Origin of the sequence: Xanthomonas sp. WHRI 10204, from assembly GCF_040202875.1 — a bacterium.
In the GTDB taxonomy this organism is placed as follows: domain Bacteria; phylum Pseudomonadota; class Gammaproteobacteria; order Xanthomonadales; family Xanthomonadaceae; genus Xanthomonas.
In genome coordinates, this window is sequence record NZ_JBEGDW010000003.1 from 342926 (window position 1) to 363817 (window position 20892).

16 protein-coding genes and 1 other RNA gene are annotated in these 20892 nt (G+C 64.9%); 9 read left to right on the plus strand and 8 right to left on the minus strand.

From position 1 onward, the window contains the following. Window positions 1–89: 89 nt before the first annotated feature. Genes ABQZ00_RS18415 through ABQZ00_RS18440 form a run of 6 tightly spaced genes read left to right on the plus strand, consistent with a single transcriptional unit; the run spans window position 90 to window position 6036 of the window. Window positions 90–2918, plus strand: coding sequence for a monovalent cation/H+ antiporter subunit A (locus tag ABQZ00_RS18415; RefSeq protein WP_323538541.1), 2829 nt, complete (start codon window positions 90–92; stop codon window positions 2916–2918). Then, window positions 2918–3292 carry a Na+/H+ antiporter subunit C gene (locus tag ABQZ00_RS18420; RefSeq protein ID WP_055853268.1) on the plus strand — a complete coding sequence of 125 codons (375 nt, stop codon included), beginning with the start codon at window positions 2918–2920 and terminating at the stop codon, window positions 3290–3292. The genes ABQZ00_RS18415 and ABQZ00_RS18420 overlap by 1 nt, the downstream gene beginning before the upstream one ends. After that, on the plus strand, window positions 3289–4833 hold the full coding sequence (locus ABQZ00_RS18425) for a monovalent cation/H+ antiporter subunit D (RefSeq protein ID WP_323538540.1): 1545 nt from the start codon (window positions 3289–3291) through the stop codon (window positions 4831–4833). The genes ABQZ00_RS18420 and ABQZ00_RS18425 overlap by 4 nt, the downstream gene beginning before the upstream one ends. After that, window positions 4830–5336, plus strand: a complete 507-nt coding sequence (locus ABQZ00_RS18430; RefSeq protein ID WP_115512758.1) for a Na+/H+ antiporter subunit E — start codon at window positions 4830–4832, stop codon at window positions 5334–5336. Before ABQZ00_RS18425 ends, ABQZ00_RS18430 begins: the two co-directional genes overlap by 4 nt. Beyond that, window positions 5333–5617, plus strand: coding sequence for a K+/H+ antiporter subunit F (locus tag ABQZ00_RS18435; RefSeq protein ID WP_055853273.1), 285 nt, complete (start codon window positions 5333–5335; stop codon window positions 5615–5617). Before ABQZ00_RS18430 ends, ABQZ00_RS18435 begins: the two co-directional genes overlap by 4 nt. Beyond that, on the plus strand, window positions 5614–6036 hold the full coding sequence (locus ABQZ00_RS18440) for a Na+/H+ antiporter subunit G (protein ID WP_115512759.1): 423 nt from the start codon (window positions 5614–5616) through the stop codon (window positions 6034–6036). The genes ABQZ00_RS18435 and ABQZ00_RS18440 overlap by 4 nt, the downstream gene beginning before the upstream one ends. Before the next feature lie 374 nt (window positions 6037–6410). Here ABQZ00_RS18440 and ABQZ00_RS18445 read toward each other — a convergent pair whose 3' ends face one another. Continuing rightward, complete coding sequence (locus ABQZ00_RS18445; RefSeq protein WP_503064298.1) at window positions 6411–7058, minus strand: lectin; 648 nt, start codon at window positions 7056–7058, stop codon at window positions 6411–6413. Between the two features lie 141 nt (window positions 7059–7199). On the opposite strand from ABQZ00_RS18445, the gene ABQZ00_RS18450 reads away from it, so the two are divergent. Further along, on the plus strand, window positions 7200–7757 hold the full coding sequence (locus tag ABQZ00_RS18450; RefSeq protein WP_323538539.1) for a hypothetical protein: 558 nt from the start codon (window positions 7200–7202) through the stop codon (window positions 7755–7757). Between the two features lie 304 nt (window positions 7758–8061). On the opposite strand, the gene ABQZ00_RS18455 is transcribed toward ABQZ00_RS18450, so the two are convergent. The 4 genes from ABQZ00_RS18455 to hppD form a co-directional block, all read right to left on the minus strand. Then, window positions 8062–8138, minus strand: a non-coding RNA gene (locus tag ABQZ00_RS18455) — sX9 sRNA. 61 nt (window positions 8139–8199) lie between these two features. After that, window positions 8200–9513, minus strand: a complete 1314-nt coding sequence (hmgA, locus tag ABQZ00_RS18460; protein ID WP_323538538.1) for a homogentisate 1,2-dioxygenase — start codon at window positions 9511–9513, stop codon at window positions 8200–8202. 60 nt (window positions 9514–9573) lie between these two features. Beyond that, window positions 9574–9966 (minus strand): endonuclease domain-containing protein, encoded by a 393-nt coding sequence (locus tag ABQZ00_RS18465; RefSeq protein ID WP_323538537.1) that lies wholly within the window; start codon window positions 9964–9966, stop codon window positions 9574–9576. A gap of 278 nt (window positions 9967–10244) precedes the next feature. Further along, window positions 10245–11360 (minus strand): 4-hydroxyphenylpyruvate dioxygenase, encoded by a 1116-nt coding sequence (hppD, locus tag ABQZ00_RS18470; RefSeq protein ID WP_055853284.1) that lies wholly within the window; start codon window positions 11358–11360, stop codon window positions 10245–10247. A 122-nt stretch (window positions 11361–11482) separates the two neighbouring features. Here hppD and ABQZ00_RS18475 point away from each other — a divergent pair, with 122 nt between their 5' ends. Further along, on the plus strand, window positions 11483–11971 hold the full coding sequence (locus tag ABQZ00_RS18475) for a MarR family winged helix-turn-helix transcriptional regulator (RefSeq protein ID WP_323538536.1): 489 nt from the start codon (window positions 11483–11485) through the stop codon (window positions 11969–11971). A 294-nt stretch (window positions 11972–12265) separates the two neighbouring features. On the opposite strand, the gene ABQZ00_RS18480 is transcribed toward ABQZ00_RS18475, so the two are convergent. The 3 genes from ABQZ00_RS18480 to ABQZ00_RS18490 form a co-directional block, all read right to left on the minus strand. Continuing rightward, on the minus strand, window positions 12266–12856 hold the full coding sequence (locus ABQZ00_RS18480; RefSeq protein WP_104614334.1) for a thioredoxin family protein: 591 nt from the start codon (window positions 12854–12856) through the stop codon (window positions 12266–12268). Between the two features lie 11 nt (window positions 12857–12867). After that, window positions 12868–14388, minus strand: a complete 1521-nt coding sequence (locus ABQZ00_RS18485; RefSeq protein ID WP_115526874.1) for a peptide MFS transporter — start codon at window positions 14386–14388, stop codon at window positions 12868–12870. Between the two features lie 549 nt (window positions 14389–14937). Next, entirely contained in the window at window positions 14938–15834 is an 897-nt protein-coding gene (locus ABQZ00_RS18490; RefSeq protein WP_323538535.1) for a tryptophan 2,3-dioxygenase, read from the minus strand. Between the two features lie 1359 nt (window positions 15835–17193). Here ABQZ00_RS18490 and ABQZ00_RS18495 point away from each other — a divergent pair. After that, window positions 17194–20781 carry a lamin tail domain-containing protein gene (locus ABQZ00_RS18495; RefSeq protein WP_323538534.1) on the plus strand — a complete coding sequence of 1196 codons (3588 nt, stop codon included), beginning with the start codon at window positions 17194–17196 and terminating at the stop codon, window positions 20779–20781. The last annotated feature ends 111 nt before the right edge of the window (window positions 20782–20892 follow it).

Genomic DNA, 20892 nt, shown 5'->3' on the forward strand with positions numbered 1-20892 from the left:
CTTCGCATGCACGGCACCGGCGTTGACACGGGCGTCAGTCAACGTTTTGTTAAACTCTCTGGCCTGCTCGCGAATCTTGTGTTCCCTGCATGCCTTTTCCGTTGGAAATTCTGCTGGCGCTGCCCTTTGTGATGGCCGCCGCCGCTGCGCTGTTCTCGCGCGCGCCACGTTCGCTGACTGCGTGGTTAGCCGCGGCCGCGCCGTTGGCCGGCCTGCTGGTGCTTGCCAGCTTGACCCCGGCAGTGCTGCGCGGCGAGGTGATCCGTAGCGAGCATGCGTGGTTGCCGCAGATCGGGTTGATGTTCTCGCTGCGGCTCGATGGGCTGGCCTGGATGTTCGCGCTGCTGGTGCTGGGCATCGGCGCGCTGGTGGTGATGTATGCGCACTACTACCTGAGCGCACGCGATAGCGCGTCGCGCTTCTTCGCCTATCTGTTGCTGTTCATGGGCGCGATGCTCGGCATGGTGCTGTCGGGCAATCTGCTGTTGCTGATGGTGTTCTGGGAACTCACCAGCATCAGTTCGTTCCTGCTGATCGGGTTCTGGTCGCACCGCAAGGATGCGCGCGAAGGCGCGCGCATGGCGTTCGTGCTGACCGCCGGCGGTGGGCTCGCACTGCTGGGCGGCGTGCTGATGCTCGGCCGCATCGTCGGCAGTTTCCAGCTCGATGCGGTGCTGGCCGCAGGCGATGTGATTCGCGCCAGCCCGCTGTATCCGTATGCATTGGGATTGGTACTGCTGGGCATCTTTACCAAGAGCGCGCAGTTTCCGTTCCACTTCTGGTTGCCGCATGCGATGGCCGCGCCCACCCCGGTATCGGCGTATCTGCATTCGGCCACGATGGTGAAGGCCGGGGTATTTTTGCTGGCGCGCCTGCATCCTGCGCTGGCCGGCACCGATCTGTTTTTTTACACCGTCACCAGCATCGGCGCGATCACGCTCTTGCTGGGTGCGTGGTACGCGATTTTCCAGCACGACCTCAAAGGCGTGCTGGCGTACTCCACCATCTCGCATCTTGGTCTGATCACGATGCTGTTCGGCCTGTCGACACCGATGGCGGTGGTGGCGGGCGTGTTCCACATCCTCAACCACGCCGTGTTCAAGGCGTCGTTGTTCATGGCCGCGGGCATCATCGACCATGAAACCGGTACGCGTGACATGCGCAGGTTGGGCAATCTGCGCCGCTTGATGCCCTTCACCAGTGCGTTGGCGATCATCGCATCGCTGGCGATGGCCGGCATTCCGCTGCTCAACGGCTTCCTGTCCAAGGAAATGTTCTTTGCGGTGGCACTGGACACGCAAGCGCCGCAGCTGATGCGCATTCTGGCGAGTATCGCGGCGTTGCTGGCCGGCCTGCTCGGCGTGGCCTACAGCCTGCGGTTCGTGCACGACACGTTCTTCGGCGATGGCCCACGCGCGCTGGAGACCACGCCGCACGAGCCGCCGCGCTGGATGAAGATCCCGGTGGAAGTGCTGGTGCTGATCTGCCTGGCGGTCGGCATCGTGCCGGCGTGGACGGTGGCGCCTGTGCTGCGCGCCGGTGCCAGCGCGATTCTTGGCGACCGCTTGCCCGATTACAGCCTGGCGCTGTGGCATGGCTTCAACTGGCCGCTGGCCATGAGCGTCGCTGGCATGATCGGCGGCACGCTGCTGTACATGGCGATCCGCCGCATGCTGGATCTGTATGCGGTGCAGAACCGCTCGCCAGGCAAGGCGGTGTTCCACTGGAACCTGCGCGCGCTGTTTGCCGCCACCGCCCGCATGACCGATGCGGTCACCAACGGCAATTTGCAGCGCATGCTGATGTTGCTGGTGCTGAGCGCGGTAGTGGTGGCGCTGGTGCCGTTCCTGCAGGGCGGCACACTGCCGGCCTGGCCGGCGCCCACGCCGATGCCGTTGCTGGGCTGGACGGTGTGGCTGCTGTTGATCGCCTGTGCGCTGGGCAGCCTGTTCCTGTACAAGCAGCGCCTGCTGGCGGTGCTGGTGCTCGGCGGGACCGGGCTGGCAGTCAGCCTGACTTTCGTCTTCCTGTCCGCGCCGGATCTGGCACTGACGCAGTTGCTGGTGGAGATGGTGACGCTGGTGCTGATGCTGCTGGCGATGAACTACCTGCCCGAACGCTCGCTGCCCGAGCGCGCGCGGCTGCGCAAGATCCGCGATGTCTGCATCGCGATCGTGGGCGGCGCCGGTCTGGCCGCGTTGTCGTACACCTTGATGACGCAATCCAGCCACACGGTTGCCGGCGAACTGCTGCAACGCGCACTGCCCGAGGCGTATGGCCGCAACGTGGTCAACGTGATCCTGGTGGATTTCCGCGGTTTCGACACCTTTGGTGAGATCACCGTGTTCGCGATTGCCGGGTTGGTGGTGCATGCGCTGTTGCGACGCTCGCGCATGGCACCGGAACGCAACATGCCGGGGCCGGCGATCCGCTTGCCGGTGCCGGCGGATCTGGCGCAGATCATGTTCCCGCTGACCTTGACGGTGTCGCTGTTCCTGTTCCTGCGCGGTCACAACGCACCCGGCGGGGGCTTTATCGCCGGGTTGGTGCTGGCGGTGCCATTGCTGATGCAGTACGTGATCCAGGGCGCCGCATCGGTGGAGTCGCGCTTCGGCTTCGACTACATCCGGCTGATCGGCATCGGCTTGTTGTGCGCATTGCTCAGCGGTGCCGGGTCGCTGCTCTTCGGCTTGCCGTTCTTGAGCAGCGGGCACGTCAACATCCCCTTGCCACTGTTGGGCGAGCTGGAGCTTGCCAGCGCGTTGGGCTTCGATATCGGTGTGTATCTGGTGGTGTTCGGTGCGGCGATGTTGATGCTGTCGATGATGGGCACGATCAAACCGTCGCGTACGCGCAGTTCGCAGCGCGGCGAGATCGACCCCACCCAACGTTCGACACGCACCGCGGAGCAGCATTGATGGAATTGGCAATGGCAAGCGCGATCGGCGTCCTCACCGCATTGGCGATCTATCTGCTGCTGCGCGCGCGCAGCTTCGATGTGATCCTGGGGATGACCTTCCTGTCGTATGCGACCAATCTGCTGATCTTCGCCGGTGGGCGGCTGCGCAGCGGCCAGCCGCCGGTCTTGCGCGACGGCGTGCCGGTGGACCTGCAGCACTACACCGACCCGTTGCCGCAAGCGTTGGTGCTGACCGCGATCGTGATCGCGTTTGCGATGACGGCCGTGAGCCTGGTGCTGGCGATCCGTAGCCGCAGCGATAACGGTAGCGACCATGTGGATGCGCATGAAGATGCCGCCACCGGCATGGACACGCGGCAGGCGCGGCGATGAATCATCTGCTGATCCTGCCGATCCTGATCCCGATGCTGGGTGCATCCGCATCGCTGTTCGTCGAGCACCGCCGCTACGGGCCGCGGGTGCAGCGCAGCGTGGCATGGGTGAGCATGGTTTTGCTGGCGGCTGCGGTGATCGCGTTGTTTGCACGTGCCGCCGATGGCGGCGTGCTGGTCTATCTGCTCGGCGACTGGCCGGCGCGGCTCGGCATCGTGCTGATGGGCGACCGGCTGTCTGCCTGGATGCTGTTGACGACGTTAATCCTGGGCGCGGCGTGCCTGCTGCATGCCTGCGCCGGCTGGGACCGGCGCGCGCCGCACTTCCATGCCTTGTTCCAGTTCCAGCTGATGGGCTTGAACGGCGCGTTTCTGACCGGCGACATCTTCAATCTGTTCGTGTTCTTCGAAGTGATGCTGATCGCCTCCTATGGGCTGCTGCTCAGTGGCGGGCGCGGCCTGCAGATGCGCGTCGGCCTGCATTACGTGGTGTTCAACGTGTGCGCGTCGACGCTATTTCTGATTGCGCTGGGCTTGGTGTTTGGCGTGTTCGGCACGCTCAACATGGCCGAACTGTCGCAGCGCATTGCCGACCTGCCGGCGCAGGATGTGCCGCTGGCCAAGGCCGCACTGGGATTGTTGCTGCTGGTGTTCTGCAGCAAGGCCGCCTTGTTGCCGCTGTACCTGTGGCTGCCGGAAACCTACTCGCGCGCGCCGGCCGCGGTAGCCGCGCTGTTCGCAATCATGACCAAGGTCGGGCTGTACGCAACGCTGCGCGTGTCGTCGCTGTGGTTCGGCGCCGGGGCCGGCGCGCTGCATGGCTTTGGCCGGCATGCGCTGCTGTGGCTGGGCATTGCCACGCTGCTGATGGCCGCCTTCGGAGTGATGGCCGCATCGCGACTGCGGGTGATGGTGTCGTATCTGGTGGTGTTTTCGGCAGCGACCTTGTTCATCGCCTTCTCGCTCGACGATGCGGGCGCACTGGGCGCGGGCCTGTATTACCTGCCGCACAGCAGCTTTGTGGCCGCGGCCTTGTTCATGGTGTCGGACCTGATCCGGCGCCGCCGCGGCACTGCCAGCGACCGCAAGGAAGTGGTGGCGCCGCTGCCGGGGCGGGCGATTCCCGGCACGATGTTCCTGATCGCCGCGATTGCGGTGGCCGGCCTGCCGCCGTTGTCCGGATTCCTTGCCAAGGCCGCCTTGTTGCAGCATGTGCCCGAAGGCCTGGTCGGGCCGGTCTGGGGCGCGATTCTCGGCAGCAGCCTGCTGGTGGTGATCGGTTTGACCCGGGCTGGCGTGCGGCTGTTCTGGCGCGTGCCGGAGGCAGTGGAAGACACGCCCGCGCTGCAACCGCAGCGCCGCGGCCGCATGCGGCCAGTGGAGACCTCCGCCACGGTCTTGCTGCTGACCGGGCTGGTGGCGATGACGGTGGGTGCCGCGCCGCTGATGCGCTACACCGATGCCGCCGCCGCGCAGCTGCACGACCCCGGCGCCTATGTGGATCAGGTGCGCGCCACCACGCCGCAACGGAGGCAGCCATGAACGCGCGCGTCTCGTGGCGACACCGCGTCTTTCCATCAGCGCCATTGAGCGTGACGGTGTTCGTATTCTGGCTGTTGCTCAGCGACAGCTTCGGGCCGCAGCAGTGGGTGCTGGGCGCGCTGCTGGGCGTGGTGGTGCCTATCTTCGCCGCAAGGCTGGACCGCGAATTCGCCCGCATCGGCTCGTTGCGCTCGGTGCCGCGCATGTTGCTGGTGGTGGCCGCCGACATCGTGCGTTCCAACATCAAGGTGGCCATCCAGGTGCTCGGGCCGGAATCGCGCATCCATCCCGGGTTTATCTGGGTGCCGCTGGATATCGCCAATATCCATGGCATTGCCGCGCTGACCAGCATGATCACGCTCACGCCGGGTACGGTGTCGGCGGCGTTGTCGGACGACCGCAAATATCTGCTGGTGCACGTGCTGCATCTGGACGACCCGGACGCGTTGATCGCCGAGATCAAGACCCGCTACGAAAAGCCTCTGATGGAGATCTTTCCATGACCGGTCACATGTTCATCGAATCGACCATCGTCATCTGCATGCACACGGTGGGCCTGGCCATCCTGATGGCGCTATGGCGGCTGCTACGCGGGCCGACGGTGCCCGACCGCATTCTGGCGCTGGACACGCTGTCCATCACCGCCATCGCCGAGCTGATGCTGCTGGGCATGTATCTGGATTCGCCGATCTATTTCGAGGCCGCGCTGGTGATTGCGATGCTGGGCTTCGGCAGCACCGTGGTGCTGAGCAAGTACGTGCTGCGCCGGGATATCGTCGAATGATCGCACTCACCGAATATCTGCTGAGCGCGCTGCTGCTGGTCGGCACCTTCTTCATCCTGATCGGCGCATTCGGGCTGGTCAAACTGTCGGATTTCTTCAAGCGGCTGCATGCGCCGACCAAGGCCAGCACGCTGGGCGTGGGCTGCGTGCTGCTCGGCTCGGTGGGTTACCACCTGTTCCTGGGCGTGGACCCGCAACCGCGCGAGCTGCTGATTACCGTGTTTTTGTTCATCACCGCGCCGATCAGCGCGCACATGATGGCCAAGGCCGCGTTGTCGTTGATGATGGAAGACCGCCCGGAAGTACCCAACCACGGCGAGATGGAAAAAGAAGGCCTGCCAACGCCGGCCACCGAAGGCGATGTCGGCGAGAACGCAGAGACCGCCAAGCAGCATGAGCGGCCAGCGTCGGAGCGCTGATCTCGCGCGGCACCGGTAACGCGGGTGCGCGACGTGGCTTGGTTACACGCCGCGCATTGCCACAGTAACGCCGCTGCGGACGCGATGGATGCCACGTGACTTCAGGGGTCGCAATGCGGCCTCTGTGCGAATTGCAGAAAGCCGTAAGCCGACATCTGTGTTGCTAGCACTCCGGTAGACCTCGACCACTGCCCTTTGCATTGTGCATCCGCCACGCCCGTCGGCGGCTGAGCCAGCAAAGCACGGCTGATCCATTCGCCGTATCGCTGCAGCGACGCTGACGCCGGCAGCGCCAGCGTGATCCATCCACCTCGCGCTGCTGCGCATGCGTATGCGGCGACAGGCCCACACCGACATGCGACGTGACGCGGAGCTCAGCCGCAGCCTTCCACATAATCGACTTGCGGCGCCTGCCCTACTCGCCAGCTGCTGACCGTGCCGCCGGCATCGGTCTCGAAGACCAGCGCAGACTGCGTCGCGGCATCGGCATGGCGCAGCGTCTGCGCACCGGGCAGGTATTTGTGCGGTTGCGCATCCAAGCCATCCGGATACAGCGCGCGCAGCTGCGCCACCGTCATGCCGACCTTGCCGCCGCCGGGCGCGATTTCCTTCGGCTCGTTGGTCTGGTAACGCACCAGGTGATCGCCTTCGAACATGAAACCGAATCGACGCGCGTCATCGGCCCACTGCGGGCGTAGGAAGTAACACCCGCCATCGCTGGCAGCATCGCCGCGCAATTCGCCACCCCAGGCCGCGCGCGCCTGCGCAGCGTCCATGCCTAACCGCAGGTCGCCGTAGCCATCCAGCCGCGCAAGCGTGGTGGGTTCCTGGCGCAGATGCGGCGGAAACGTGCCGGGCGGGGCGGTTGCCGGCGGCACCGCGTCTGCGGGCTGATCGTTGGCAGACGCGACCGCTGCATGCGCGGTATCGGCCGGCGCTTGCGCAGCCGGCGCATCGTCGCCGCGATGACAGCCAGCCACCATTAGCACTACACCTATCCAACCAAGCAGTCTGCGTGTCATCGATGCGCTCCGTTATGCGTTGGCCCAGCCTACACAGCCGGCATCGCGGCGGTGTGCAGGGCACGGCAACCTGCCGTCGCACCGATGTCATCGGCGCTTCATTGGCAGCAGTCACGCTGTCGGCTTCGCAGGACTGCCGCCATGACCCCACGCAAGACCGAACTCGCCCTGACGGCACTGCAATCGCACCGCAGCCCACTGACGTTACTGCAGCGCCGTGCGCTGATCCTGGCCGATGGGCAGCGCGATCTGGCGACACTGGCGCTGTTGCTGGGAGATAACGGAGCCGCGTTGGTGCAGACACTGTGCGCGATGGGATATCTGACCCACGCTAAAGATGCGCCAGCCAGTGCATCGCGCTCGACCGCTCCGATGGTTGCGGTGATGCCGATTGCCGCGGTGCCTGCGGCGGTCCAGGCGCCGCCAGTTAACGCGCCCACCGAGGAAGACCTGCAACGCCTGCGCCGCCGGGCTGCTACCAACGCGCGCCTGTACCTGCTCGATATCCTGCAGTTGCAGCGCAACCCGGTGGCGGTGGTGTTGCACCGGCAGTTGCAGGCCGCACGCGCGGAAGAGGAGATCGGCATCGCCATCAATACGGCGTTGCGTGAGCTTCCGCAGTTCACGTCCGCCTCGTATACGCAACGCGTGCGCACCCGGATCGAAGAGCTACTGCCGGATGCATTGCAGGCCGCGTAATGCCGGCCGGCACGCGGATTCGATTCTGGAGCGCAGCACGCGGATGTCGGTGATGAACTCCAAGCGCCCGTTCATTTCCTGGCGATCGCCGAGACCGACGCTGCCTGCTGTTGTCGCAGTCCGTCGCAGCGGCGATGCGAAGCCAATGGCGAAGAGCACGCCAGCACCTGCGTTGCGCTGAATGCACGTGCGCGTGCAATAGGTGCCGGTGACGCCACGGACGGCAGTGTCCGCGTTGGAAACGTTGGCCCCGATTGCACGCCATTGCCGGCGGCGCAAACCGGTTGATCGGCGCGCTTAGAGCGGCTATGGAGACTTAGCGTGCAGTCGTCGGGCCCGTGTGGAAGGCGCACTCAGAACCAGAGTGCACGCGTGGTCCATGCCGCACCGAGCAAAGGCCGCGCCCGCCTGGCGGTGAGCGCATCTGTTTTGTTAGCTGCGCTTAGTCTGCCGGGCCAGACGTCGGCGCCTTGAACCCTGCACGTAAGCCGGACCAGCATTGCTGGTAGTCGCCTTGTCGATGGGTGGCCTGTAGCGCTTGCTGGGTGGGGCGCAATACCGCACGGGTTTCGAACATGAAAGCCATGGTCTCGGCGATGACATCCGGGCGCGACAGATCCGCCTGCGAGGCCTTGTCGAAGGTTGCCGCATCCGGGCCGTGCCCACTCATGCAGTTGTGCAGCGACGCACCACCCGGCGCGAAGCCTTCGGCCTTGGCGTCGTAGACGCCATGCACCAATCCCATGAACTCACTGGCCACATTGCGATGGAACCATGGCGGGCGAAAGGTGTGCTGCGCCACCAGCCAGCGCGGCGGGAAGATCGCAAAATCCATGTTGGCCGTGCCGTGCGTGTCGCTGGGCGAGGTCAGCACGGTGAAGATGCTGGGATCGGGGTGATCGAAACTGATCGAACCGATAACGTTGAAGCGGCGCAGATCGTAGCGATACGGCGCGTAATTGCCGTGCCAGGCCACCACGTCGAGCGGCGAATGGCCGATGTCCGCACGCCACAAATGGCCCTGGAATTTGGCGACCAGTTCGAATGCGCCTTCGCGCTGCTCGAAGGCGGCGTGCGGGGTCTCGAAGTCGCGCGGGTTGGCCAGGCCATTGCTGCCGATCGGGCCCAGGTCGGGCAGGCGCAACAAGCCACCGAAGTTTTCGCAGACATAGCCGCGCGCGGTGTCGTCGCGCAGCTCGACACGGAAGCGCACGCCGCGCGGAATCACCCCGATCTGCTGCGGCTCCAGTTCCAGCACGCCGAGCTCGGTGTGCACCCGCAGCCGGCCCAGCTGCGGCACCAGCAACAACTCGCCATCGGCGTCATAGAAAAAGCGATCGTGCATGGAGGCGTTGGCCGCATACAGGTGCACGGCCACCCCGGTCATCGCCTCGGGGCCGCCATTGCCGGCCATGGTGTAGAGGCCATCGATGAAATCGGTCGGCGCGGTCGGCAGCGGCAACGGACTCCAGCGCAGTTGATCCGGCGGCACCGGCCCGCTGCCGAACGCGTTGTGGAGCTGCGACTGCTCGATCAAGGAGAAGCTGCCATGCACGGCCGCCGGGCGAATGCGGTACAGCCAAGAGCGCCGGTTCTCGCCACGCGGTGCGGTGAACGCGGTGCCCGACAACTGCTCGGCATACAGCCCGTGCGCCACGCGCTGCGGCGAGTTCTGCCCGACCGGCAGGCTGCCCGGCACCGCTTCGGTAGCGAACTCGTTGCCGAAGCCGGTCATGTAGTGCTGCTGGTTGTGCATGGTGGCGCGTCCGGATGTTGACCCTCCTCCTCGACCGCAGAAGGCTGGGCTTGGGGTGAATCAAGCCCCTCTCCCATCGGGAGAGGGGTTGGGGTGAGGGTACGGTGTAGCGACCATCTTGAAGATCGTCTCCACCACCGCATCCAGCGAAAGCAATACATCGTTGTTCCAGAAGCGCAGCACTGTCCATCCCTTGGACTGCAACCACCGCGTCCTTGCCTGATCGCTGAATGCCTGATGCTGCGATCCATCCAACTCAACAATCAACCTGACTTCGACGCAACAGAAATCTGCGATGTACGGCGGAAGTGGATGCTGACGTCTGAACTTGAGGCCTTGCAGCTGATTGCTGCGGAGACAGCGCCAAAGCTCACGTTCTGCGTCCGTCAACTCTTTGCGTAATGCGCGCGCATGGGTGCGTGTGACAGTGGGCAATGGCGGTTTGATTTTCATCGCTCCACCGTACCCTCACCCCAACCCCTCTCCCGCAGGGAGAGGGGCTTTAATCACGTGCGTCTTCGTTGCCCTGTGTTGTCAGAAAAACACCTTGCCTGGACGTACTCGGTTGCGGCCACTTGCCTAACGCTTCATCTCATCCGTACCGGAACTACATCCGACGTGACGAACAGACAGGCGCGACACCGCAACAATCTGCACCACTCCAAACTCGCGCCGACGCAGCTAATGGCACCAACCACAAATCCCGAACGGCGAATCACCCATCCCTGCCCTCAAAGCACCCCGCGCTTGATCTGATCGCGCTCGATGCTTTCGAACAGCGCTTGGAAATTGCCTTCGCCGAAGCCTTCATTGCCCTTGCGCTGGATGATCTCGAAGAAGATCGGGCCGATGCTGTTGGTGGTGAAGATCTGCAGCAACTTGCGCTGCTTGGTGTCCACGTCCGCATCGATCAGGATCTTGTTGCGGCGCAGGCGCGCGACGTCTTCGCCGTGATCGGGGATGCGCAGGTCGACCACGTCGAAATAGGTGTCGGGCGTATCCAGAAAACTCACGCCGGCCTCGTGCATCTTTTCCACGCTGGCGTAGATGTCGTCGGTGAAGCAGGCGATGTGCTGGATGCCTTCGCCTTGGTAGGCGTCCAGATATTCGTTGATCTGGCTCTTGGGGTCGGACGATTCGTTGAGCGGGATGCGCACGATACCATCGGGTGCGGTCATCGCCTTGGACACCAGGCCGGTCTTGGCGCCCTTGATGTCGAAGTAGCGAATTTCGCGGAAGTTGAACAAGCGTTCGTAGTAATCCGACCAACGCTGCATGTTGCCGAAATACAGGTTGTGGGTGAGGTGGTCGATGAAGGTCAGGCCGAAGCCGACCGGGTGTTGGTCGGCGCCTTCGATCGGCTCGAAGTCGGCGTCGTAGATGCTGCCGGCATCGCCATAGCGGTCCACCAGATACAGCATGCAATCGCCGATGCCCTTGACCACCGGTGCCGGCACCGCGCGCGTCTCTGGCTTGTTCTGCACCGCTTCGCCGCCGTTGCCCAGCACCGTCTGCAGCACGGTGTCGGCCGGGGTGCGGAAGCGGATGGCGAAGCCGCAGGCGCAGGGGCCATGCGCGGCCGCAAAATCGGCGGCAAACGAATCGGGGTCTTCGTTGAGCAGGAAATTGACCCCGCCCTGGCGATAGACGGTAATGGCGCGGCTACGGTGCCGCAGCACCGCGCTGAAGCCCATCTTGCGGAAATAGTCGTGCAGTTGCGCGGCCTGGCCGGCCGGTGCGGCGAATTCGACGAATTCGAACCCGTCGATTCCCATCGGATTGTCGAAGGTGGTGACCTGCATCCCTGGATCGGGGCGGGCTACAGTGGTGTTCGGTTGTGCGCTCATCGTCGTTTCTCCACGCTAGGCGGCCCGCAGGGCTATGCGGGGTGGCAGAAGACCCGCGAGAATGCGCAGGCCACCCCTCGTTTGTAGTTGCAAATGAAACCAAAATCAAGACACAGTGCAACATGAGCGATCACGACATCTCCAACCCGCCGCAACATCCCGTGCTGCTCAACCTTGAGCAGTTCCTGCCGTATCGCCTCAGCGTGCTGTCCAACCGCATCAGCGCCAACATCGCCAAGGTCTACGGCGACCGCTACGGCATGGCCATTCCCGAGTGGCGGGTGATCACCATCCTGGCGTTGTATCCGGGCTCGTCGGCCAGCGAGGTCTCCGACCGCACCGCGATGGACAAGGTTGCAGTGAGTCGCGCGGTGGCGCGGCTGCTGGAACGGGGCTTCATCCGCCGCGAGACCCACGGCGACGACCGCCGCCGCTCGATGCTGGCACTGTCGCCGGCCGGGCGCCAGGTGTACGAAACCGTCGCACCGCTGGTCAACGAAATGGAACAACGGCTGATGTCGGTGTTCAGCGACGAAGAACAGCAGTTGCTGGAACGCCTGATCGACCGGCTGGCCAAGGATGGGCTACCGCGCATGGCGGGCAAGGACTGAGCTTCGCTTTGCAGTACGGCAGCTGGCGTTCGTGCAGCGCTGCGATGATCGGGTTGGGCTCGGATACGGCCGCGCTGCCAGGCACGCGGCTGACGCCGATGTCGTTAGTGTGTTGCGCGATCGCTGCGGGCACTGCGTTATTGCAGGCAGCGATGCTCAACCTGCTCGCGTCAGCGGGCATCGCATGTAGCGGTCCATGCACATCCGCGTGGTCTTCGGACATTGCGCTCGACAGGTACCCACAAAAAACCCCGCAGCAGTGCGGGGTTTTTTGTGTGACGCATTCGCAGAAGATCAGGCTTCCGGCGGTGCCCACTGCTTGAGGAAATCGAACAGCTTCTTGCGATCGAAACCCTCGCCCTTGCGCAGCTCCGGGCTGGTCTGGGTGGTCAACAGCTTGCCGTCGTTGTCCAGCACCAGCAGCGACGGATAGTCGTTGAGTTGGGCGAACTGCGACAGGAACGCGGCGTTTTCGTTGGCCGCATCGCGATTGACCTTGACCACCACAAAGTGCGCATCGCGGAAGCTGCGCAGCTCGGCATCGCCGCCCATCAGCTCGTCCAGCGTCTTGCACGGCTCGCAGGCGGCGTTGCCCACGTTGAGCACGATGCGCTTGCCGCCGCGCTTGGCCTCGACCTTGGCCGTTTCCAGATCGGCGGCCGGATCGCGCGATGGGTCGTACTGCGCATTGAGCGCAGCAGCCGCCGCGATGTCTGCCGCGGTGGGCGTGTTGCCCGAGGACACCGGCTGGCTGGGGTCGGCACTGGGTGGCTTCTGCATCGACGTATCCAGCGGCCGTGGCGCTTCCTGTTGCTCGGCATGCTGCCCGCAGGCACTCAACAGACCGGCCAGCAGCAGGCCACAGACAATGGGTTTGATCGGCATCGCTTTTCTCCTCACTTCACACCATGCATCAGTTTGTTGATCAGCGGCGCGATCAGGAACAGCAGCGCGCCGGCGCCCACCAGCGCCCAGAACCCGAAGGTATACCCGCCCAGCGCCGACGACACGCTCATGCCTTCGCTTCCGCTGACATGGCCGGCAAAGATACCCGACAGGTTGTTACCGATGCCGGTGGACAAAAACCAGCCACCCATGCCGAAACCGACCAGGCGCACTGGTGCCAGCTTGGTCACCATCGACAAGCCGATCGGCGACAGGCATAGCTCGCCCACCGACTGGATGACGTAGACCATGAACAGGGTCCAGAACGGGATCTTGCCGGCATCGTTGACCAGGCTGGACAACGCAAACATCAACAGCAGGAAGGCCAGGCCGTTGAACAGCAGGCCCAGGCCGAACTTGCGCGGAATCGACGGATTGAAGCGGCCGGACTTGACCCAGATCCACGCGATGACCGGCGCCAGCGCAATGATGGCGATCGAGTTGACCGACTGGAACCACGCCGTCGGGAAGGTCCACTCGCCGAAGTTGCGGTTGACGATGTTGTCGGCCAGGAAGGTGAACGAGCTGCCGGCCTGTTCGAAGAACATCCAGAACAGCACGTTGAAGGCGAAGACGATCAGCATCGCGATCACCTTGTCGCGCTGCACCTTGCCCTCGCGGATGCCTTCGACCAGCAGCATCACCGACAGGCCGATAAACAGCACCGTCAGCACGATCTGCAGCACATCGGCGCCGACGGCCAGCAAGAAGTACACCACCGGAATCGCCAGCACGCAGCCGGCCAGCACCATCAGCACACGGCCGATGCCCTGCGCGTCCGGTGCGGGTGCGCCAATGCCCTTGAGCTGCGCGCGGCCGATCCAGAACCACACCAGGCTGATCAACATGCCCACGCCGGACGCCATGAACACCATTTTGTAAGCCGGCATGGCCTCGGTGCCGAAGACCTTTTCGGCCAGCAGCTGGGTCAACACCGGCGAGATCATCGCGCCCAGGTTGATGCCCATGTAAAAAATGGTGAAGCCGCTGTCGCGACGCGGATCGGCCACCGAATACAGCTTGCCGACCATGGTGGAGATATTCGGCTTGAACAGCCCATTGCCGACCACCACGGTCGCCAGGCCGATCTCGAACATGGTGTGGTCGGGGATGGCGATCAGGAACAGGCCGGTCGCCATCACCGCTGCGCCGACCAGGATCGAGCGCTGGTAACCGAGCACACGGTCGGCCACATAACCACCGAAGATCGCCGCTGCATACACCAGCGCCAGATACGCGCCGTAGGTACGCCCCGCCGGCGCCTGGCCGGTGGCATCGCCGCCAAAGAACTGCGCCACGATGTACAGCACCAGCGCCCAGCGAATGCCGTAGAACGCAAAGCGTTCCCAGAACTCGGTCATGAACAGCATCCACAGCGGCCGGGGGTGGCCAAGCAGCGTGGGGAACTCGGGAGGCGCAGGCGGCTGCGGCGGGGTGGAAGCGGATGTCGGCGCAGTTGCGTCAACGCTCATGTGGTGTCCCTTGCGTATTCAGTAATGGCTGGGTGCCCCAGGGCGGAACCCTGGGCGACGCGCGAGGATCACTTAGACGTCATGTACGCGTCAAATTCGCCGGAGTCGGCGGCGTGATGGGGATGGGTGGAGTGGCCGGGTGTTGTTGGGTTTGCTGCGTATCTTCCACCGGCGTGCGCGACACCATTTCCACATCTGTGATGTTCTTTTGGCGGCCCTTTGGATGATCAGTGGGTTGATCGGTAAGGCGACCAAGGCGCTGCCGGTCAGCGGTAACCAACGCCCGCATCTCCCACCGCCGCATGCCCGCTTCCCCTTCTCCCGCTGGGAGAAGCTGCCCGTAGGGCGGATGAGGGTGCGATGTCGCTGGGTGGTGCCGATCGCCGAAATAAGAGCATCAGCAAGCGGCTGATCCCAGGGATGAGGCCCGTACCCTCACCCCAACCCCTCTCCCGACGGGAGAGGGGCTTCAAGCGACTGCTTTCCCGAGTAAGTGCTTTCCCGAGTTTCAGCGCGCGCGCCCCTGCGTTGCTAAGCTTTTTGCCTCGCTCAGCGCTTCCCAGCGTCCGCACCACCCTGCGGCGCCCGGCTTTCCACACCCACCGAGGTGCGGACGTCGAACAGTTCCGGGAAAAACGTCAGCGCCAGCGCCTGCTGCAAAAATCCCACGCCGCTGGAGCCGCCGGTGCCGCGCTTGAAGCCGATCACCCGCATCACCGTGCGCATGTGGCGGAAGCGCCAGAGCTGGAACTGGGTTTCCACATCCACCAGGTCCTCGCACAGCGCATATTCGCGCCAGTAGCGGTCGGTATTTTCGTAGATGCGCTCGAACACCGGGCGCAAGGCGTCGTCCGCCACATGCGCGGCGGTCCAGTCGCGGGTTTGGTACTGCTGCGGAATCGCATGGCCGAAGCGGGCCAGATAACGCAGGAATTCTTCGTACAGACTTGGCGCTTCGAGCACTTCGCGCAGGCGCTCCTGTCCCTGCCGGTCGTACGCGAACACCTGCAGCATCTGCGGGTTTTTGTTGCCCAGCAGAAACTCGATGTAGCGGTATTGCAGCGACTGGAACCCTGACGAGGGGCCGAGCACATCGCGAAAGCCCATGTACTCGCTGGGCGTCAGCGTCTCCAGCACCGACCATTGCTCGGTGAGCTGGCGCAGCACCTGCTTGCTGCGCGCCAGCACCTTGCGGCACTGCCAGACCTCGTCGCGCTGCAGATGCACGATGGCCGCGCGCAACTCGTGCGCCAGCAGCTTCAACCAGAGCTCGGAGGTCTGGTGCTGGATGATGAACAGCATCTCGTCGTGGTGCGCCGGCTCGGACAGCGGCTGCTGCGCGGACAACAGCTGATCCAGCCGCAGATAGCCGCCGTAGGTCAGCCGCCCCTCCAGATCGGTGTGGATGCCGGGTTCCAGGTCACGCAGGTTCTTGTCGACGGGCATGGCAGTGCTGATGGATCGGGCTGGTCAGGGTAGCTCAGCGGTGGGGAGTGGGGAGTGGGGAGTGGGGAGTGGGAATCGGGAATCGGGAATCGGGAATCGGGTCAGGATCAGCGGTTGGCTTTGCTGTTGCAGCTTGAGAGTGGAATAGGCGTCGCCGCCGAGGTGAAACTGAAAATCCGCGCGTGCTGTCGAGGTCGAAGGCGATTCGAGGCGTCGGGCCAGTAAGGCCGCGTCCCTGGCGACCGGGATGGATGAAAGTTGATCGTGGAATGCGCGTCGCCGCCGAGTTGGAACCGGAAAGCCGCGCGTGCAGTCGAGGTCGACGGTGATTCGAGGCATCGGGCCAGTGAGGCCGCATCCCTGACGACCGGGATGGCTGAAAGTTGATAGTGGAATGCGCGTCGTCGCCGAGGTGGAACTGAAAATCCGCGCGTGCAGTCGAGGTCGACGGCGATTCGAGGCGTCGGGCCAGTGAGGCCGCGTCCCTGGCGACCGGGATGGACGAAAGTTGATCGTGGAATGCGCGTCGTCGCCGAGGTGGAACTGAAAATCCGCGCGTACAGTCGAGGTCGACGGCGATTCGAGGCGCCGGGCCAGTGAGGCCGCGTCCCCGGCGACCGGGATGGATGAAAGTTGATAGTGGAATGCGCGTCGTCGCCGAGGTGGAGCTGAAAATCCGCGCGTGCAGTCGAGGTCGACGGCGATTCGAGGCGTCGGTCCAGTGAGGCCGCGTCCCTGGCGACCGGGATGGATGAAAGTTGATCGTGGAATGCACGTCGCCGCCGAGGTGGAGCTGAAAATCCGCGCGTGCAGTCGAGGTCGAAGGCGATTCGCGGCGTCGGGCCAGTGAGGCCGCGTCCCTGGCGACCGGGGTAGATGAAACGGGCGTCCGTTGCTTGCAAGCATCTCGGTGCGACTCGGCGCAGATGGCTGCGGCCTTTTGTTGCGCCCGGTTCGGGGATGGGCGGGCACAGTCCGAGTTGCCTGGTTGCCTGGTTGCCTGGTTGCCTGGTTGCCTGGTTGCCTGGTCGCTTGGTCGCTTGGTCGCTTGGTCGCTTGGTTACCAGGCTGCTTGCAGCGCTGGAGAACCATGCAAGGGCCAGCCGGTGCCTGCACCGGATGCCGCGCGACCCGGCGACACATCAAACGCCACACGTCCAGGCGTGTTCGACGCCGGCACTTATTTCGCTTCTGAACCACCCGGCCAGCCGCCAGTGCAGTCTCAGCCAGTGCACCGCTGTCACAGTATCGTCAACCAAGGTCTGCAAATTCATGCAGAATCGAACGGCGCTGCCGGCCAGGGACGTGGCCGGACCAGGGGAGCGTTTCACGTCTCAAGGATCAGGGGACTCTCATCTCATGCATGTGTTGCAGCGTCGTGCAGCCGTATTTCTCTGTGCGCTGGCAGTTGCCGGCCACGCCAATGCCCAGGTCGTCATCAGCCAGGTCTATGGCGGTGGCGGCAATAGCGGCGCCACCCTCCGCAGCGATTTCATCGAGCTGCACAACATCGGCAGTACCACGGTCAGCCTCGACGGCTGGTCGGTGCAGTACGCCTCGGCCGCCGGCAGCAGCTGGCAGGCCACCCCGTTGGCAGGCAGCGTGCCGGCCGGCGGGTATTACCTGGTCAAGCAGGCCGATGGCAGCGGCGGCAGCGTAGCGCTGCCGCCGCCCGATGCCACCGGCACCCTGGCCCTGAGCGGTACTGCAGGCAAGGTAGCGCTGAGCACCACCGCGGCCGCACTGAGCGGCGCCTGCCCCACCGGAAACGCCGATCTGGTCGGCTATGGCAGCAATGCCAGCTGCGCGGAAGGCAATGCGCCCACGCCGGCCCCCAGCAACACGCTGGCGGTGCTGCGCGGTGGCGATGGCTGCACCGATACCGACAACAACGCGGCCGATTTCGCCACCGGCGCGCCCACGCCGCGCAATAGCGCCAGCGCTGCGCGCCTGTGCAGCGGCGGCGGCCAGCCGATCGCCACGCTGGCCGATGTCAGCCAGGCCGAAGGCAATAGCGGCAGCCGCAGCGTGGTATTCACGCTGAGCCTGAGCCAGGCGGCCGGTGCGGGCGGGGTGAGCTTCACCGCTGCCTCGCGCGATGGCACCGCCACCGCTGGCAGCGACTACATCGCCCTGCCCGCGACCACCGTGCGCATTGCCGCAGGCGACCGCACGGCCACCATTTCGGTGGATGTGCTCGGCGACACCCTCTCTGAGCCGGACGAGCGCTTCAGCCTGCAGATCAGCGGCCTCACTGGCGCGTTGCCGGCCACGCTCAGTGCCACCGGCACCATCGTCAACGACGACTTCAATCTGTTGCCTATCCACAGTATCCAGGGCAAGAGCACACGCTCGCCGCTGGACGGCCAGGTGGTGGCCACCTCCGGCATCGTGACCGCACGCCGCAGCGCCGGCTTCTTCCTGCAGGCCCCGGATATCGAGGCCGACGCCGACCCGGCCACCTCCGAAGGCGTCTACGTCTATACCGGCAGCGCCCCGCCGGAAGCGGCCGCCATCGGCAACCGGGTGCGCGTGCAGGGCACGGTGATCGAATACGTGCCCACCGCCGACCCGACCCAGCCGCCACTGACCGAAATCGGCGGCAGCGTCACCGTGCTGGCCGATTCCACCGGCAACCCGCTGCCGTCGCCGGTGCTGTTGCGCCCGGACTTCCCCAACCCCAAAGGCGCCTTCGATCAGCTCGAAGCGCTGGAAGGCATGCGCGTGATCGCGCCCAGCCTCACCGTCAATGCGCCCACCGGCGGCAGCGTCAACGAGACCAACGCCACGGCCACCAGCAATGGCGTGTTCCATGCGGTGGTCACCGGCGTGCCGCGCGCCTTCCGCGAACCCGGCGTGCAAATGCCCGACCCGCTGCCGGCCGCCGCGCCTGTCGGCGTGCCGCGCTGGAACACCAATCCGGAAGTGATCGCCGTCGGCAGTGCCGGCGTCGGCGCCGAGCGGCTGGATCTGGCCGCTGGCTGCCAGGTGCTCAATGTGGTCGGCCCTCTGGATTACAGCTTCCGCCGCTACACGCTGTACCCCGAGCGCACCCCGCAGGTGAGTTGCAACGATGCGGATAAACCGCGTCCGGCACCGATGCCGCAGGCCGACGATGTGTCCGTGGCCACTTACAACATGGAACGTTTCTTCGACGACCAGAACGACCCGGCCATCGGCGAACCGGTGCTCACCCCGGCCGCGTTCCAGGCGCGCCTCAACAAGGCTTCGCTGGCGATCCGCCGTTATCTGCATCTGCCCGACATCCTGGGTACCGTGGAAGTGGAAAACCTCAGCGTGTTGCAGGCATTGGCGGCACGCATCAATGCCGATACGGCAGGCTCCGGCCAACCGAATCCGCAATACGTGGCCTACCTGCAGGAAGGCAACGACGTCGGCGGCATCGACGTCGGCTTCCTGGTCAAGACCGCCGACGTTGCCGCCGGCGTGCCACGCGTGGAAGTGCTTTCCATCGCGCAGGAAGGCAAGACCACCACCTGGACGGAGCCGGCCGGCGCTGTCAGCCTGCTCAACGACCGCCCGCCGCTGGTGCTCACGGCCAACGTGCATCAGGCTGACGGCCGCGTGCTGCCGCTGTCCGCCATCGTGGTGCATCAGCGCTCGCTCAACGGCGCCGAGACCGACGACGCAGCCGGCACCCGCATCCGCGCCAAGCGCCAGGCCCAGGCCGACTATCTGGCGCGCCTGCTGCAGACGCGTCAGCAACTCAATCCGGCGGAAAACGTGCTGGTGATGGGCGACTTCAACGCCTTCGAGTTCAACGACGGCTATGTGGATGCGATGGGCACCGTCACCGGCAAACCGGCGCCGGATGTGCAGACCGTGGTGGGCGGCGATGGCGTGGATCTGGTCGACCCGGACTACACCGATCTGACCTGGTTCAACACGCCCGACCAGAGCTACTCGTACGCCTTCGATGGCAACGTGCAGTCGCTGGATCACATCCTGGCCAATGCTGCGCTGATGCGCGCACCCAACATTGTCTCGCTGTCGGTGGGCCATGCCCGCATCAATGCCGATTTCCCCGGCACCGCGCGCAACGATGCCAACACGCCCACGCGTCTTTCCGATCACGATCCCACCGTGGTGCTGTTGCGCATGACTCCGCAAGTCAACGCGGACCTGGGCGTGGCAGTCAGTGCCGCACAGGCGCAGGTCACCGAAGGCGAGCGCATCGACTTCCGTGTGGATGTGGAAAACCGTGGACCCGACAGTGCAGCGTTTGCAGCAGTGGCATTTGCCTTCGATGCAGCGGTCAGCCCACGGCTAACTGCGGCACCGGGTTGGAGCTGCCTACCGCCGGAAACCGGCACCCAGACTGTGGTCACCTGCACCATCGCCTCGCTGGCATCCGGCAACGCACAAAGCTTCGCCGCGCAGGTCGAAGCTAGCTCGCAACTGGCCGGACGCACCCTCACCCTGGCCGCCTCGGTGGCCTCGCAATCGCCCGACCCGCAGCCGGACAACAACACCGACACTGCGGCCGTCGTGGTGCAGGCACGGCCGCAGCCGCGTAGCGACCTGGCGGTGCGCTTCGATGGCCCGGCCAGTCTGCCGACCACCGCGTTCAACGCCAGCTACCGCGTGCTGCTGGACAACGTCGGTGCCGCGCCGGCGCAGCGTCCCGGCCTGGTGATCGAAGGCAATACGGTGTCTGCGTTGTCGCAGCTGGTGCCGCCGCAGGGCTGGCGCTGCGACAAGCAGGTGCAATCGCTGCGCAGTGCCCGCTTCGTATGCAGCAGTGCGGCAGTCGTGCTGCCGGGCGCGCGGCTGGCCTTCCAGCTGACCGTGGCGGCCAAGCCGATCCCGGCCGACGGTGCCATCCGCGTGCAGGCAAGTGCCACGTCGGCATCGCCGGATGCCAACCCGGCCAACGATTCGGCGCTGATCGTCACCCCGATCGGAGGAGGCGCCGGCCGCCGCTGATCGCAGTGCACCACGTCGCAGTTTCTTACTGCGACAAAGGGCGCGGCCTGGTCCGCGCCCTTTTTTTTGTGCATGCCAGCATCATTATGTGTTGCGGTGCAGGACAGCGTT